This is a genomic window from Nocardia sp. NPDC051052 (genome assembly GCF_044456045.1).
Lineage (GTDB): Bacteria > Actinomycetota > Actinomycetes > Mycobacteriales > Mycobacteriaceae > Nocardia.
This window is the reverse complement of sequence record NZ_JBITFL010000003.1, coordinates 118,238-131,736: the sequence shown is the minus strand read 5'-3', so window position 1 is coordinate 131,736 and position 13,499 is coordinate 118,238. Positions and strand designations below refer to the sequence as shown.

The window sequence follows — 13,499 nt, the reverse complement described above, 5'->3', positions numbered from 1 at the left end:
CTGGATGGTCCGACGCTCTGCTGGTTGCATCGGAGAGTGGCCGCGCGGTCGATGTGTTCCCTTCGCCGCGGCGCCCGCGTAGGGGAATGTCCTTCCGTTCCTGCAGGCTGAGCGGGCGCTATTGGGCCGCAACAGGTTCCGGTTGATTCGCGAACGGATTGCCAACTGGGAAACCCTAAGGCGGGCGCCGGATTACACTCGGACGGGTGAGCCGGGGTTCGTCGGCGCACGATGATTCGGCGCCAGCGGAACGGCCACCGAATCGGGCGCTCTGGTCGCGTCTGGCGGTGGTTGCGGGCGTTGCTGTCGTCGTGGTGGTGGCCGCGGTGGTGGTCGGTCTCCGGTCGCACGACGGCGATGTGGGTAGCGCAGGCGGTGCGGTCACCACCACGACCACCCGCTCGGCCGACACCACGCCGGTTTCCGCGGTCTGGAACATCCCACAGGCCTTCCTGGGCGCCTGGCGGGGCGTGGCCGAGGACGGGCAGCGCGCGTTCGACGTCGAGCTGATCATCAAGCCCGGCAAGAACTCCGAGGAACTCGTCCAGTCGTCGCAGATCGATAAGGCTTCCGGTGGTCGCTGCGACAGCATCGAGCGGGTCATCACCGTGGCGGAGACCGAGCTGACCCTCGCCGCCCGGCGAACCGCCGGCACCGACTGCCCCGACGGCACGACATCGACGATCCACCTTCGGCCGGACGGCACGATCGCCTACACCGCAGCCTCCCGGACCGGCAGCCTCCATAAGGCGTAGTGGGGCGCGGCCCTGAATTGTTAGCGCAACTTAAGTTGGAACTGATTCGGCCGGGTTCGCGAATCGAAAAAAGTGTCCGGGGTCACTGAGCTACTCGCGTGATAGCCAGCGCGGAGACAGTGGCGCAGATCACGTGCCGCTCGGCGTGCCGTTCCGCGAAACGCCGTGTCCTGTCTACATGCGATGCGCTGATCCGGCGCACAGACGGTTGAGGAGCGGGCTCTTGGATTCCGATTACTTCACCTATCTCCCGGCTGCGGTGGCTGACGCGGACGGGAGTCTGGTCGAGCAGTTGAACGACGGCACGTTGCGCAAGCTGGTGCAAACGGCGGCCGGGCTCTCCGTGGAGGCGCAGCACTACCTGGCGATGCTCGCGAACCGACTACGCGCGAGCGAGGGATTGCACGCACGCAACTATGCCGATGGTGAGATGTAATGCGCGGGAGGGGATCCGGGCCGAGCGCTCAGCGCTCGGTGGAGTCGGTGTCTCCGTTGCGGTGCTGGCGGGATAGCCGCCAGAGAAACTCGGGGTCGTCGTCCGGTCCGACGACGCGCTTGCGTTGCGGTGAACGCGAGTGGGTAGCGGACGGCCCGGCGGTCTTCTCGGGGCCGAACGCTTTCCAGCACAACACCGCGACTGCCACGACCGCGATGAGTGCCAACAGGTACGTCACGTCGCTCACCTCCTGGTTATGAGGGTAGTCCCGTGCGTAGCTCTCGCACACCGCTGACGTGAAATCGGTACGCCGGGTGGGCGCGGGCCCCGGCACGATGGGCCCGCGCGGCCCGCAGTCAGCGTGCGGTCGCCTCGGTGGTGAGCGACTTGAGCAGCTGCATTACCTCTGATTCGCGGAACCGGCGATGTCCGCCCGGTGTGCGCAACGACCCGAGACGCCCGGCATGGGCCCAGCGGGTGACCGTCTTGGGATCGACGTGGAACATGGCAGCAACCTGCCCTGGTGTCAGCAGGGTGTCCTGGCCGCCGACGGTGATCGCACTCATAGCAAACCTCTCCGTTCTCGACAGTTCCCTCATCAGATGGCGTCATCGTTGCACTGAAACCCCTAGGTACTCGAACCACCTACTGTTGGTAAAGGGGAAGTAATAGACAAATCGGATATGCTGCCGACCTCGGCGACAGGCGCGCGCTGAGGGCGGGCAACAGCTTCGCATAGGCTGAGCGACGTGAGTGACGCAACTCCACCGGATGGTGTTCCAGGACAGCAAACCACTGGCGCCGGTCAGCGGCTGGCCCGCAACCTCGGGCTGTACACAGTGGCCAGGTTGGCCCTCGTCGTAGTGATCACGGTGCTGATCGTGCTGCTCGCGCGGTTGGTGAAAGTGGACATCCCGCTGGTGGTCGCCGCCCTGTTCGCGCTGATCATCGCCATGCCGCTGTCGCTGATGCTGTTCAAGCGGCTGCGCGTGCGGGTCAACGAGGACATCGCGGTGGTGGACGAGCGACGCCGCCACGACAAGGCTCAACTCCGCGCCCGGCTGCGCGGCGAAGACCATGAGGACAATCAGGGGGCATCGTGAAGTCCTGTGATCGCAGCACCCCGCGCGACTGGGTGGACAACGCGGTGCGGCTCATCGACGCCGACGCCCAGCGCAGCGCCGACACTCACCTGCTGCGGTATCCGTTGCCCACCGCGTGGAATATCGAGCTGTACCTGAAGGACGAGTCCACCCACATCACCGGCAGCCTCAAGCATCGGCTTGCCCGATCGCTGTTCCTCTACGCGATCTGCAACGGCTGGGTTACCGAGGGCACCACGGTGGTCGAGGCGTCGTCCGGCTCGACCGCGGTGAGCGAGGCCTATTTCGCGAAGCTGCTCGGCCTGGATTTCGTCGCGGTGATGCCCGCCAGCACCTCGCCGCAGAAGATCGCGCTGATCGAAGCGCAGGGTGGCCGTTGCCATTTCGTGCGGCGCCCGCCCGACATGTACACCGAGGCGGCTCGGTTGGCCGCCGAGTGCGGCGGCCACTACATGGATCAGTTCACCCACGCCGAGCGCGCCACCGACTGGCGCGGCAACAACAACATCGCCGAATCCATCTTCGAGCAAATGACTTTGGAGTCGCATCCGGTGCCGGACTGGGTGGTGGTCGGCGCGGGCACCGGCGGCACCAGCGCCACTATCGGCCGCTACATCCGATACCGCAGGCACGCAACGAAATTGGCCGTGGTCGATCCGGAGAACTCCGCATTCTACGGCGGCTACGAGGCCGCCGACTCGGGCTACGAGACCGGAATGTCTTCGCGCATCGAGGGAATCGGCCGCCCGCGGGTGGAGCCGTCGTTCGTCGGCCAGGTGGTCGATCGGATGATCGGTGTGCCCGACGCGGGATCCATTGCGGCAGCACGGTATGCGAGCAAGGTGCTCGGCCGCCGGGTGGGCGGTTCCACCGGCACCAACCTGTGGGGCGTGTTCGCGATCGTCGCCGAAATGCTCGCGGCGGGTCGCGGCGGCAGCGTGGTCACACTGCTGTGTGACGGCGGAGATCGTTATGCCGGAACATATTTCGATGACGCCTGGGTCGAATCGCAGGGCATGAGTCTCGTCGAACCGACCGCCATCCTCGACAAGTTCGCCGCCACCGGCGAGTGGACGGGCTGACCGCGTCCGCCGCATGACCAATCGAAGGCCATCTTCACTCGGGACGTAGCGCCCGACCGGAGGTGGCCTTCGTGCTTCGCTGGCCGCGAACAATCGTCTCGTCAATTTTTGTTGACATTTGCCCGGTGCGTCAATCAAAATTGACGGCATGACTGAAGCAACCAACCTGGCGGCCGCCGCGGGCAGCCCTGACCCCAAGGTCGGGCTGCGCGCGGTACTCGCCCTGCGGCGGCTGCTCGAACGTCTGGAAGCCATCCAGGTGGCCAATGCCCGTGAACAGGGTTGGTCCTGGCAGGCGATCGCGGAGGCGCTCGAGGTCAGCAAGCAGGCAGCCCATCAGAAGCACAACCGGAGAGGGGGGAACCGCTGATGTTCGAACGGTTCACCAAGTCGGCGAGGTCGGCCATCGTGATGGCCCAAGAAGACGCGCGGGAACTGCGCGCGCCGAATATCGAGATCGAGCACGTGCTGCTCGGCCTGCTGTCGCAGGGCGAAGACGAGTTGAAGGCGCTACTGGCCGAGGCGGGTGTCACACACGAGAGCGTGATGAGCGCGCTTGCGGCGCAACAGGACGAACCGCCGGCGAGCGAACCGCTGGGGGCGGAGGACGCCGAGGCATTGCGCTCGATCGGCATCGACCTCGACGCCGTGCGCGAGTCATTGCAGGCCACCTTCGGCGCGGACGCGCTCGACCGTCCGATTCCGGACGGGCGGCGCGGTCCGTTCGGGTGGGGCCGCGGCGTCACCGTCGGCCACATCCCGTTCACGCGGGACTCGAAGAAGGTGCTCGAGCTGGCCCTGCGGGAGGCGGTGGCGCGCAAGGACAAGACCATCGAATCCGGGCACGTGCTGCTCGGCATCCTGCGCGCACCCAATCAGACCACCGTCGGCCTGTTCGGCGGCCCGGGTCACATCCACGATCTGCGGCCCAAGGTGCACGCGCTGCTCGATAGCGCGGCCTGAGCGGGTTGGACATGTGTCGTCGTGCCGGATCTACGACGTTCGCCGCTCGGGCACCGCGCTACCGCCGCGAATTGCGTTTCGAGACGACACATGTCCGCCTGGTCGCATAAAATGCGCAGCCGGACGAAGTCCGTCGTTAGCCGCGCCGGGCCGAGCGCAGGCGAGGCACTCGCTTTAGCATGGGCGCATGCAGCTTCTGATTCGGTTGATCATCAACGGGGTGGCCATCTGGCTGGCCGCCGCCTGGGTCGACAAGATCGACATCATCAGTCCGGCGGACAACGGCAATGTCGGGAAGGTCCTCGTGGTGCTGGCCGTCGCCGCCGTGTTCACGGTGGTGAACGCGCTGGTCAAGCCGATCGTCAAGCTGCTGTCGCTGCCGCTGGTGATCGTTACGCTCGGCCTGTTCCTGCTGGTGATCAACGCGCTCATGCTGTGGCTGACCGCCAAGATCACCGAGACCACCGACTACGGCCTGCGCGTCGACGGCTTCTGGGCCGCGGTGATCGGCGGCCTGATCGTCTCGATCGTCAACTGGGTGCTCGGCATCCTGGTCCCCGACGAGGACTAGTCCGCCGCTCCGAGTGTTCAGGCCAGACATCGGCGTCGGGAGATCGGCGCTGGCGTCCGGCGGCGGACGGGGCTGGATCAGCCGGTACCCGACGAGTTACCTATGTTCTTGCCAGGTCGGTTGCTCGGTCAGCGAGCTCACACGAAGCTGATGGCCAGGGCGGTCAGGGCCGACCAGGCGAGCATCGCCAGGCCGGAATCGCGCAGTGCCGGAATGAGTTCCAGGCCGCCCCTACCGGACCGGACCGGGGCGTTGGCGCGCACCGCGAGCGGAATGGCGAGCAGGCCGACCAACGCGAACGGGGTGCGCGCGACCAGCAGCAGCGTGCCGAGGAACGGGACGGCGAGCAGCGCCAGCTGCAGCGTCCTGGTCCTCGGGTCGCCGAGTTTGACTGCGAGGGTGACCTTTCCGGACTGCGAGTCGGTGGGGATATCGCGCAGATTGTTCGCGACCAGCACCGCGCTGGAGAAGGCGCCGACCGAGACCGCGAGCACCACACCGGCCCAGTCGACCTTTTCCGCCTGCACGAACTCGGTGCCGAGCACGCCGACCAGGCCGAAGAACACGAACACCGCGATCTCGCCGAAGCCGCTGTAGCCGTAGGGCTTACTGCCGCCGGTGTAGAACCATGCGCCGGCCAGGCAGGCGACGCCGACGAGCAACAACCACCATGCCGTGGTCGCGGCCAGGATCAGGCCGACCACCGCGGCGATGCCGAGGCTCAGCATCGCCGCAGTGCGTACCGCGGCGGCCGAGGCCAGTTTCTGCCCGACCAGCCGCACCGGGCCGACCCGCACATCGTCGGTGCCGCGAATGCCGTCGGAGTAGTCGTTGGCGAAGTTGACGCCGATGATCAGGGCCAGCGAAACCAGCAGCGCGAGAACGGCTTTCCACCACACGGCGCCGTCGAGGGAAGCGGCGGCGCCGGTGCCTGCCAGGACAGGGGCGATTGCGTTCGGCAGGGTGCGTGGACGCGCGCCCTCGATCCATTGCGCTGCAGTAGCCATCTCCGCAGCATAGTGTCGCAGTCGGACAATAGCCGCGCGGAGTCGGCGCTCAGCAGCGCTGGAGCGGGGCGCTCAGCCCCCGTTGGCCTCGGCGACGGCCTTCAACCGCGCGAGCCCCTTCTCGAAGTCCTTGCCGACGATCTTGTCGGTCGGCAAGACCTTGGACAGCACCTTCATCAGGCCCTGCTGTTCCCCGGTCATCCGCCAGACCACCTCGGTGGCACCGGACTCGGTCGGGTTCAGCTCGAACAGAACCTGATTGGTGGCCTTCCACGGCTTCTCGAAGACCAGCTGGATGCCGATCTCGCGATCGGCGCTCGCGACGACCTCCATGCTGCCCGCACCGGCCTTACGGTTGCCGATCCAGGCGTACTTGGCGCCGATCCCGGCCTCCGGGCCGGTGTAGGTGCGCTGCAATTGCGGGTCGACGTCTTCCCAGGGAGACCACTTCGTCCACTCCCGCAGGTTGCCGATCAGCCTGTGAATACGCGACGGCTCGGCCGAGATCACGGCCTGCCGGACCACTTCGAACTCAGCCATGCGAACAGCGTAGGCGACCGACCACGGGAGATGGGGTAAAAAACCATGTCGGCTCAGACGGCGCCACTCACCTACGATTACCACGGAATGTTGTCGGATCAGAGCGGCCCGAATGGCCGCGGTCATACGTTGCGGGCGCCCGCAGGTGAACCAGTCGTGGTCGCCCTGCTGGGCGAGATCGCGCTGCGCCGGGACGGCGTGCTGACCGCGTTGCCCGGGGCTCGCTCCCGCCTGCTGCTCGCCGCCTTGGCTCTGCGCCCCGGCCGCAGCCGCAGCGCCCAGTCCCTGATCGACGACGTGTGGGGCGAGCAGCCGCCGCGTGCGCCGATGAACGCGCTGCACACCCAGGTGTCCCGGCTGCGATCCGCGCTGCCCGACGGCGCGCTGGAGATCGGCCCGGCCGGTTACCGACTGACCTTGCGCGCGGACCAGGTGGATCTCACCCGGGTCGCCGAACTGACCCGGCTGGCCCGCGACTGCCGCAGCGCCGGTGACGACGCGGGCTGTCTCGACGCGGTCGCGCGGGCGCGGGCGCTGTGGCGCGGCGAGCCGGGCGCGGATCTGCCGCCCGGCGAGGTCGCCGACGCGCTGGACGCCATGGCGACGAGCTGGCTGACCGAACTGGACGCGGTCGAGCTGGCGGCGCGCGAGTCGACCGGCGACCTCGACGGCGCGCTGCGGATCGCCCGGTTCGGGGCCGCCCGCAACCCGCTGGACGAGCCCGCGCAACTCACCCTGATGCGGTTGCTCGCCGTGGCGGGCCGCCCCAACGAGGCGCTGGAGTCCTTCGCCGCCTTCCGGACCGGGCTGGCCGAGCAACTCGGCGCGGATCCGGGACCGGCGCTGGTCGAGCTGAATACCGCGATCTTGCGCGGAGATTCGCTCGGCCACACCGCTGCGGCGGTGATAGCTCCGCAGACCCGCGACCCGGCAACCTCGTCCGGAAACGGTGCCACGTCGCCCGACCTGGCCACGGATTTCGTCATGCCCGCGGCGATCGGCCTGCGCGCCGCGCCCAACGCATTGCTCGGCCGCGAGGCCGATCTGACCGTGCTCGACGAACTGCTGCGCACGTCGCGGGTGGTCACGGTGCTCGGCCCCGGCGGGTCCGGCAAGACCCGCGTCGCCAACGAGGTCGGCGCGCGAATAGCCCGCACCCGCTCGGTGGTGTTGGTGGAGCTGGCATCGATCCGGGCGGACGATACCGACGTCGTCCACGAGATCCAGGCCGCGATCAGCGCGGCGCTCGGTCTGAGCGACGTGTTGTTCGGCTCGTCGGCCTTGCGGAATCGTGAGGTCGTAGCGGCGAGCTGGCGGCGCCTGCGCAACGCGATAGCCGCGCGACCGATGATGCTCATCCTCGACAACTGTGAGCATCTGCTCGATGCCACCGCGGCGGTGGTCGCCGATTTGATCGGCTTCGCGGATTTGCTGACCGTGCTGACCACCAGCCGCGCGCCGCTGATGATCACCGCCGAAGCGGTATACCCGTTGCCGCCGTTGACCATCGACGCGGCCGGATCGCCCGCGACCGAACTGTTCGCGACGCGCGCCAGGGCGGTGCGTCCCGGCGTCCGGCTCGATCCCGAGATCGTCGCGCAGCTGTGCCACACCCTCGACGGCCTGCCCCTGGCCATCGAGCTCGCCGCAGCGCGGGTCCGGGTGATGAGCGTCGAGGAGATCAGTCTGCGGCTGGCGGACCGGTTCGCGCTGCTGCGCCACGGTGATCGCAGTTCGCCGGAACGCCACCGCACCTTGCACGCGGTGATCGACTGGAGCTGGAATCTGCTGGACGCCCCGCAGCAGGTGGCGCTGCGCCGATTGTCCCGATTCCCAGCGGGTTTCACGCTGTCCGCCGCCGAGGCGGTGGTCAGCGGGCCGGAGGTGGACGACGTCGCGGCGGCGGTCGACGGTCTGGTGAACCAGTCGCTGCTCACCATGCTCGACGACGAGGTTCTCGGCACCCGATATCGCATGCTGGAAACGGTGCGGGAGTACGGCGATGAACAGCTGGCCGGTTGTCCGGCCGAGTCCGACCTGATGGCCGAACGGTTGATGCTGTGGGCCAAGCGGTATTCCGCCGCCGCCGCGACTCGCTACCTCATCGGCGATCAGGTGGAGCTGGCCCTTTCGGTGGCCACCGAGCTGGACAATCTGCTTGCGGCACTGCGCTATGCGGTCGAGCGGCGCGATGCCGCTACCGCGTACACGGTGTTCCCGGTGATCTCCATGCTGTGGGTGCTGCGCGGTTCGCACCTGGAGGTGGTTGCCTGGGCGCCTCGGATCGCCGAACTCCACCCGGCCGATTCCGGGCCGGACGCGCCGGCCGGCGACCTGGTGTTGATGAGCTATCAGACGATGTTCCTGCACATGGTCTTCAGCCGGGCCGACGCGCGTGATCTCGCGCGGCTACGCACCAGGGTCCGCCGATTGCTGCGCGACAGAACCGATCTCAGCGCCGTCAACCGCTTCGTCGGCCGCGTCGTGTTGACCCGCTCCGACGGCAGGGGGCTGGCCCGGTTGATCGCGAATTCTATTCGGTCGAAGGATCTCGAAACCCGGTCCACCGCATTGCTGCTGCGCGCGAACATCAAGGAGAACCTCGGCGACGTGCGGGGTTCGACCGTGGACGCGGTCCGCTCGCTCGACATGGTCGGCGACAACAATGTCTGGAGTGTGGCCATGGTGTGCAGGCACCTCGGCCAGGTGTACGGCCAGATCGCCGAGTACGAGAAGGCCGTCGAACACTACCGCCGCGCACTCGGCATGCTGCAGCGGTTGGGGGCGTACGAGGACACCGTCGAGACCCGGGCCATGCTGGTCGCGTCGCTGCTCGGCGCCGGGCGTCTGACGGAAGCCCGGCACGAATTGGCGTTCGCGTTCGGATCACCGCACCTCGACGGCTCGGTGGGCGGGAAGAATCATCTGCTTGCCACGATCATGCAGAGCTCCGCCGAGGCGGCGCTCGCCGAGGGCGATATCGAGGGCGGTCTCGACCGCTATCAACGGGCGTTGGACCTGTCCGGCTGGCCGGGCAACGACGCGAATCCGGGGCCGAGCGGGCTGATGCTCGCTGCCGCCGTATTGGACGCGCGCGTACTGCACGGTGCGGTCGATACCGGCGGCGAGCTCGTCAAGGACCTGGTCGATCTGGTGTTGCCGACGATGGCCCAGTTTCAGGATCTGCCGCAGGTCGGCGCGGTCGCCGCCGCGGTCGGGTCGTACCTGATCGCCGCCGGGCAGGAACGGGCCCGCGCGCTGGAACTGTTCGCGTTGGCGCCGAATGCCTTCTGCCGTCAGGACTTTCCGTCGATGCGCTGGTCCACGCACGCCGAATTGGTCGACGAGCTGCTCGGTGCGGACGTGTTGGCCGAGGCCAGGGCGAAGGTGGGGCGCATGCGCCGGCGCGATTCGGTCGACCGGATCATGCAGATCCTTGGGGAGTTGCAGGGCACGCTCTGAGCGGCGAATCCGCAGTGCCTGCCACCCGTTCGGTGACTGTGCGCCGACTTCCTTGTCCGCATACGACGCAAAGCCGGGCGACTCATGGTCGACCGGCGTTGCGTTGTCCCTCATCGGTTTTCGGTTGTTATGCCCGGCGCATGTAGGCCTTGACGGCCAGCGGGGCGAAGATGGCGATCACCACGACCGAGCCGACCAGCGACCAGACCAGATCGCCGCCGTAGGCGTTGCCGTTCATCAGGTCCTGGCACGCGTTCACCATGTAGTACACGGGGTTCGCGTGGTTCAGGCCCTGCAGCCAGCCCGGCATCTTGCTCACCGGTGCCAGCGCGCCGGACATGAACGTCAGCGGGAACATGATCATCATCGAAATGCCTTGCACGCCAGAGGCACTCTTGCCGGTGACACCGACGAGCGCCCAGATCCAGCTGACCGCGAACGAGCACACGATGATCACCAGTCCGGCGGCGACCACGCCGGCGAAACCGCCGCCGGGGCGGTAACCGAGGGCCAGCCCGACTATGACGGTGAGCACCGTCGCGATGGTGTACCGCACCATGTCGGCGATAAGCGCACCGCACAGGGCCGAAATGCGGGCGATCGGCAGGGATTTGAACCGATCGAAGACACCCTTGTCCATGTCCTCGCGCAGCTGGGTTCCGGTGACGACCGAGGTCAGGATCACCGTCTGCACCAGGATGCCGGGAATGAGGATCGGCAGGTAATCGTGCACGGACCCGCCGATCGAGCCACCGAAGATGTAGGCGAACAACGCGGTGAACAGGATCGGCTGAATCGTCACATCGAACAGCTGTTCCGGATTGTGCTTGATCTTCAGCAGGCCGCGGTAGGCCATGGTGAACGAGGTCTCGATCGACCTGCGCAGGCTGATGTGGTTGCTGACCTCGGGAATGTTGTCGGGTGCCGCGCGCCGCGGCGTGGTCGGTGCGGTAATAGTGGTCATGCCGCGCTCCGTTCGGTGTCGTCGTCGGCCGGACGGCCGGTGATGGTGAGGAAGACTTCGTCGAGGCTCGGCTTGCTGACGGTGATCTCGTCGATGCCGATCTGCCGCTCGCGCAGGCGAATCAGCAGATCGGCGGTCAGCCCGGCATCCTGCAGCGGCGCGGTGAGCCGCCCGGCCTCCGGCGTGATGACGGCGTCGACGCTGAGGAACTCGCTGACGATGCGGCGAGCCTCGCCCAGCTGATCCCGGTCGGTCAGGGTCAGGTGCAGTGACGAGCCGCCGACCGAGGCCTTGAGCTCGTCGGCGGTGCCGTCGGCGATCACCTTGCCGTGGTCGATCACCGCGATGCGGTCGGCCAGCTGATCGGCCTCATCCAGGTACTGCGTGGTGAGCAGCACCGTGGCGCCCTCGCGAACCAGCCTGCGGATGGTCTCCCACATCTGGGCGCGGGTGCGCGGATCGAGGCCGGTGGTCGGCTCGTCGAGGAACAGCAGCGGCGGGGTCGCGATCAGGCTGGCGGCCAGGTCGAGCCTGCGCCGCATGCCGCCGGAGAAGTTCTTGAGCGGCTTGGTCGCCGCCTCGACGAGGTCGAACTCCTCGAGCAGGTCGGCGGCCTTGCGCCGGGCATCGATCCGGCTGAGGCCGAGCAGGCGGGAGAACAGGATCAGGTTTTCGGTGGCGGACAGGTCCTCGTCGACCGAGGCGTACTGCCCGGTGACGCCGACCAGCGACCGCACAGCCGTCGGTTCGGCGACCACATCGTGGCCGAAGATGCGAGCGCTGCCGCCGTCCAGCCGAAGCAGCGTGGCCAGCATCTTGATGGTCGTGGTCTTGCCGGCCCCGTTCGGTCCGAGCACACCGTACACCGAGCCTTGCGGTACCGCCAGGCTCACACCATCGACGGCGCGCTGTTCCCCGAACACCTTGACCAGCCCGTCCGCCTCGACGGCGAGTGCTGAAGTGGGTGTGAAAGAAGTCATGGGTAAGACTGTGCGGCCCACTTCTTGCACCGCCCTTGCACGCCGATGACGTGGTCGCTTGCGCCGTCGGCGCAGGCGTCAGCGGGTCGAGTCGGCGAGCAGGCTTTCGCGAAGCTTGGTGCGGTCGGGCTTGCCGGGGCCGCGCATGGGGATCTCGCCGACCAGGGTGAGCTCGCGCGGGGCGGCGATGGTATCCAGTTCGGCGATCACGTGTTCGCGCAATTCGTCGAGGGTCGGCACGGCGCCGGGAGCGGGGACCACCACGACCGCGACGCGCTGGCCGAGGCGTTCGTCCGGTAGCCCGAGCACCACGCATTCGCGGATGGCCGGGTGGTTCATCAGCACGGCCTCGACGACCTGGGGGATCACCAGGAGGCCGCCGGTCATGATGGCCTCGTCGAGTCGTCCGGTGATGCTCAGCTTGCCGTTGTCGAAGGTGCCCGCGTCCTCGGTGCGGAACCAGCCGGGCTCGGCGAAGGCGGGGTTGTCCGGTTGGCCGCGGTAGCCGGAGGCGATCATCGCGCCGCCGAGCAGTACCCGGCCGTCCTCGATGCGGATCCGCGTGCCGTCCAGCGGGATGCCGTCGTACACGCAGCCGCCGCAGGTCTCGCTCATGCCGTAGGTGCGAACGACGTTGATACCGGCCGCTTTCGCGCGCTCGTACACCGGGACCGGGGTGGCCGCGCCGCCGACCAGGACGCCGTCCAATTGGGCAAGCGCGGCCGCGGCGACGGGTGCGTCGAGTGCCTTGATCAGCTGGGTCGGCACCAGCGCGGTGTAGCGCCGGTCGCCGCGCATGCCTGCGACGGCACCCGCCAGCGCCTCGGGCAGGAATCCGCCCGACACGTCGAGGATGGTCGGTTGGGTGCCCGCCAGGATGCTGCGCAGCAGGACCTGGATGCCTGCGATGTGATGCGTCGGCAGAGCCAGCAGCCAGCTGCCCGGGCCGCCGAGGCGGTCGTGCGTGGCGGTGCCACTGGCGCGCAGCGCGGCGGCGCTGAGCATCGCGCCCTTGGGCACGCCGGTGGTGCCGGAGGTGGTCACTACGAGTGCGACATCGTCATCAATGGTCTCGCCGGGGGCGAGCGCGTCACTGAGCCGCCGGGCCTCACGGCGATCGCTGGTCGGGATCGGCAGCCACGCGGGCCCGTTGCCCTCCAACGCTTCTCGCAGATGGGGAAGCACCTCGCCCGCACCGGAACCGGTGGGCATGGGCAGTGTGCGAAGAGTGCGACTCACGACTCCACCTCGCTAACGCTCGGTTCCGTCGTTCGCCGAGGCGCTGCGTTGTTGGTTCGCTCGCTCCGCTCCCTCACGACTCCACCTCGCTGACGCTAGGTTCCGTCGTTCGCGGGACGCTCACCGCTGCACCTCGTCGGCGCTCGGCCCCATCGTTCCCAGAGGTGCTGTGCCTACGGCTCGCCCACTGCGCTCGCTCACGGTAGCGATCGTGTCATGTCCGCGTCGCCGAACGCGGAACGGGTGGTCGGTTTGCTGGGGCGGCGGGAGACAGGTGCGGCCGCCCCCGGGAAATGGGGCTCAGGTACGCCAGGCATCGAGACTGCGATTCACTCGTCGGACGGGTTACGCACGGAGGCCGGGCCGGACATCGGCGGTCGGGGGCCATCCGAGCGTT

General features: G+C 67.9%; 15 protein-coding genes. 8 read left to right on the top strand and 7 right to left on the bottom strand.

The genetic code is table 11. The features are described 5' to 3' along the window. Positions 1–206: 206 nt before the first annotated feature. Positions 207–755, top strand: a complete 549-nt coding sequence (locus ACIBCN_RS10805) for a hypothetical protein (RefSeq protein WP_396991311.1) — start codon at positions 207–209, stop codon at positions 753–755. Between the two features lie 223 nt (positions 756–978). Next, the gene (locus ACIBCN_RS10800; protein WP_396991310.1) at positions 979–1,191 is read left to right on the top strand and encodes a hypothetical protein; all 213 of its coding nucleotides are present in this window, start codon (positions 979–981) and stop codon (positions 1,189–1,191) included. A 28-nt stretch (positions 1,192–1,219) separates the two neighbouring features. On the opposite strand, the gene ACIBCN_RS10795 is transcribed toward ACIBCN_RS10800, so the two are convergent. Both ACIBCN_RS10795 and ACIBCN_RS10790 read right to left on the bottom strand, forming a co-directional pair. Next, complete coding sequence (locus tag ACIBCN_RS10795; RefSeq protein WP_396991309.1) at positions 1,220–1,429, bottom strand: hypothetical protein; 210 nt, start codon at positions 1,427–1,429, stop codon at positions 1,220–1,222. 118 nt (positions 1,430–1,547) lie between these two features. Continuing rightward, entirely contained in the window at positions 1,548–1,757 is a 210-nt protein-coding gene (locus ACIBCN_RS10790) for a BldC family transcriptional regulator (protein ID WP_040739417.1), read from the bottom strand. Positions 1,758–1,940: 183 nt separating this feature from the next. On the opposite strand from ACIBCN_RS10790, the gene ACIBCN_RS10785 reads away from it, so the two are divergent. The 5 genes from ACIBCN_RS10785 to ACIBCN_RS10765 all read left to right on the top strand — a co-directional run bounded on the left by ACIBCN_RS10785 (position 1,941) and on the right by ACIBCN_RS10765 (position 4,910). Then, positions 1,941–2,294 carry a DUF4229 domain-containing protein gene (locus tag ACIBCN_RS10785; protein ID WP_396991308.1) on the top strand — a complete coding sequence of 118 codons (354 nt, stop codon included), beginning with the start codon at positions 1,941–1,943 and terminating at the stop codon, positions 2,292–2,294. Continuing rightward, positions 2,291–3,376 carry a PLP-dependent cysteine synthase family protein gene (locus ACIBCN_RS10780; protein ID WP_396991307.1) on the top strand — a complete coding sequence of 362 codons (1,086 nt, stop codon included), beginning with the start codon at positions 2,291–2,293 and terminating at the stop codon, positions 3,374–3,376. Before ACIBCN_RS10785 ends, ACIBCN_RS10780 begins: the two co-directional genes overlap by 4 nt. 148 nt (positions 3,377–3,524) lie before the next feature. Beyond that, complete coding sequence (locus ACIBCN_RS10775; RefSeq protein ID WP_396991306.1) at positions 3,525–3,746, top strand: helix-turn-helix domain-containing protein; 222 nt, start codon at positions 3,525–3,527, stop codon at positions 3,744–3,746. Further along, the gene (locus tag ACIBCN_RS10770) at positions 3,746–4,339 is read left to right on the top strand and encodes a Clp protease N-terminal domain-containing protein (protein ID WP_396991305.1); all 594 of its coding nucleotides are present in this window, start codon (positions 3,746–3,748) and stop codon (positions 4,337–4,339) included. Before ACIBCN_RS10775 ends, ACIBCN_RS10770 begins: the two co-directional genes overlap by 1 nt. A 187-nt stretch (positions 4,340–4,526) precedes the next feature. After that, positions 4,527–4,910, top strand: coding sequence for a phage holin family protein (locus ACIBCN_RS10765; protein WP_396991304.1), 384 nt, complete (start codon positions 4,527–4,529; stop codon positions 4,908–4,910). 137 nt (positions 4,911–5,047) lie between these two features. Here the strand turns inward: ACIBCN_RS10765 and ACIBCN_RS10760 are convergent, their stop codons facing one another. Both ACIBCN_RS10760 and ACIBCN_RS10755 read right to left on the bottom strand, forming a co-directional pair. Then, positions 5,048–5,917 carry a 1,4-dihydroxy-2-naphthoate polyprenyltransferase gene (locus tag ACIBCN_RS10760; protein ID WP_396991303.1) on the bottom strand — a complete coding sequence of 290 codons (870 nt, stop codon included), beginning with the start codon at positions 5,915–5,917 and terminating at the stop codon, positions 5,048–5,050. A gap of 72 nt (positions 5,918–5,989) precedes the next feature. Further along, a complete protein-coding gene (locus ACIBCN_RS10755; RefSeq protein ID WP_396991302.1) occupies positions 5,990–6,457 on the bottom strand; it encodes an SRPBCC family protein in 468 nt (155 codons plus the stop codon). A 45-nt stretch (positions 6,458–6,502) separates the two neighbouring features. Here ACIBCN_RS10755 and ACIBCN_RS10750 point away from each other — a divergent pair, with 45 nt between their 5' ends. Continuing rightward, entirely contained in the window at positions 6,503–9,919 is a 3,417-nt protein-coding gene (locus ACIBCN_RS10750; protein ID WP_396991301.1) for a BTAD domain-containing putative transcriptional regulator, read from the top strand. 127 nt (positions 9,920–10,046) lie between these two features. Here the strand turns inward: ACIBCN_RS10750 and ACIBCN_RS10745 are convergent, their stop codons facing one another. The 3 genes from ACIBCN_RS10745 to menE all read right to left on the bottom strand — a co-directional run bounded on the left by ACIBCN_RS10745 (position 10,047) and on the right by menE (position 13,075). After that, entirely contained in the window at positions 10,047–10,883 is an 837-nt protein-coding gene (locus tag ACIBCN_RS10745) for an ABC transporter permease (protein ID WP_396991300.1), read from the bottom strand. Next, positions 10,880–11,863, bottom strand: a complete 984-nt coding sequence (locus ACIBCN_RS10740; protein WP_396991299.1) for an ATP-binding cassette domain-containing protein — start codon at positions 11,861–11,863, stop codon at positions 10,880–10,882. Before ACIBCN_RS10740 ends, ACIBCN_RS10745 begins: the two co-directional genes overlap by 4 nt. 78 nt (positions 11,864–11,941) lie before the next feature. Then, positions 11,942–13,075: an o-succinylbenzoate--CoA ligase gene (gene menE, locus ACIBCN_RS10735; RefSeq protein ID WP_396991861.1), complete on the bottom strand. Its 1,134-nt coding sequence runs from the start codon at positions 13,073–13,075 to the stop codon at positions 11,942–11,944. Positions 13,076–13,499: the final 424 nt, after the last annotated feature.

Coding starts and splice junctions, on each gene's coding strand:
- ACIBCN_RS10750 (WP_396991301.1), top strand. CDS start 6,503: ATGTCGGCTCAGACGGCGCCACTCACCTACGATTACCACGGAATGTTG.
- ACIBCN_RS10765 (WP_396991304.1), top strand. CDS start 4,527: ATGCAGCTTCTGATTCGGTTGATCATCAACGGGGTGGCCATCTGGCTG.
- ACIBCN_RS10775 (WP_396991306.1), top strand. CDS start 3,525: ATGACTGAAGCAACCAACCTGGCGGCCGCCGCGGGCAGCCCTGACCCC.
- ACIBCN_RS10760 (WP_396991303.1), bottom strand. CDS start 5,917: ATGGCTACTGCAGCGCAATGGATCGAGGGCGCGCGTCCACGCACCCTG.
- ACIBCN_RS10770 (WP_396991305.1), top strand. CDS start 3,746: ATGTTCGAACGGTTCACCAAGTCGGCGAGGTCGGCCATCGTGATGGCC.
- ACIBCN_RS10745 (WP_396991300.1), bottom strand. CDS start 10,883: ATGACCACTATTACCGCACCGACCACGCCGCGGCGCGCGGCACCCGAC.
- ACIBCN_RS10755 (WP_396991302.1), bottom strand. CDS start 6,457: ATGGCTGAGTTCGAAGTGGTCCGGCAGGCCGTGATCTCGGCCGAGCCG.
- ACIBCN_RS10790 (WP_040739417.1), bottom strand. CDS start 1,757: ATGAGTGCGATCACCGTCGGCGGCCAGGACACCCTGCTGACACCAGGG.
- menE (WP_396991861.1), bottom strand. CDS start 13,075: ATGCCCACCGGTTCCGGTGCGGGCGAGGTGCTTCCCCATCTGCGAGAA.
- ACIBCN_RS10740 (WP_396991299.1), bottom strand. CDS start 11,863: ATGACTTCTTTCACACCCACTTCAGCACTCGCCGTCGAGGCGGACGGG.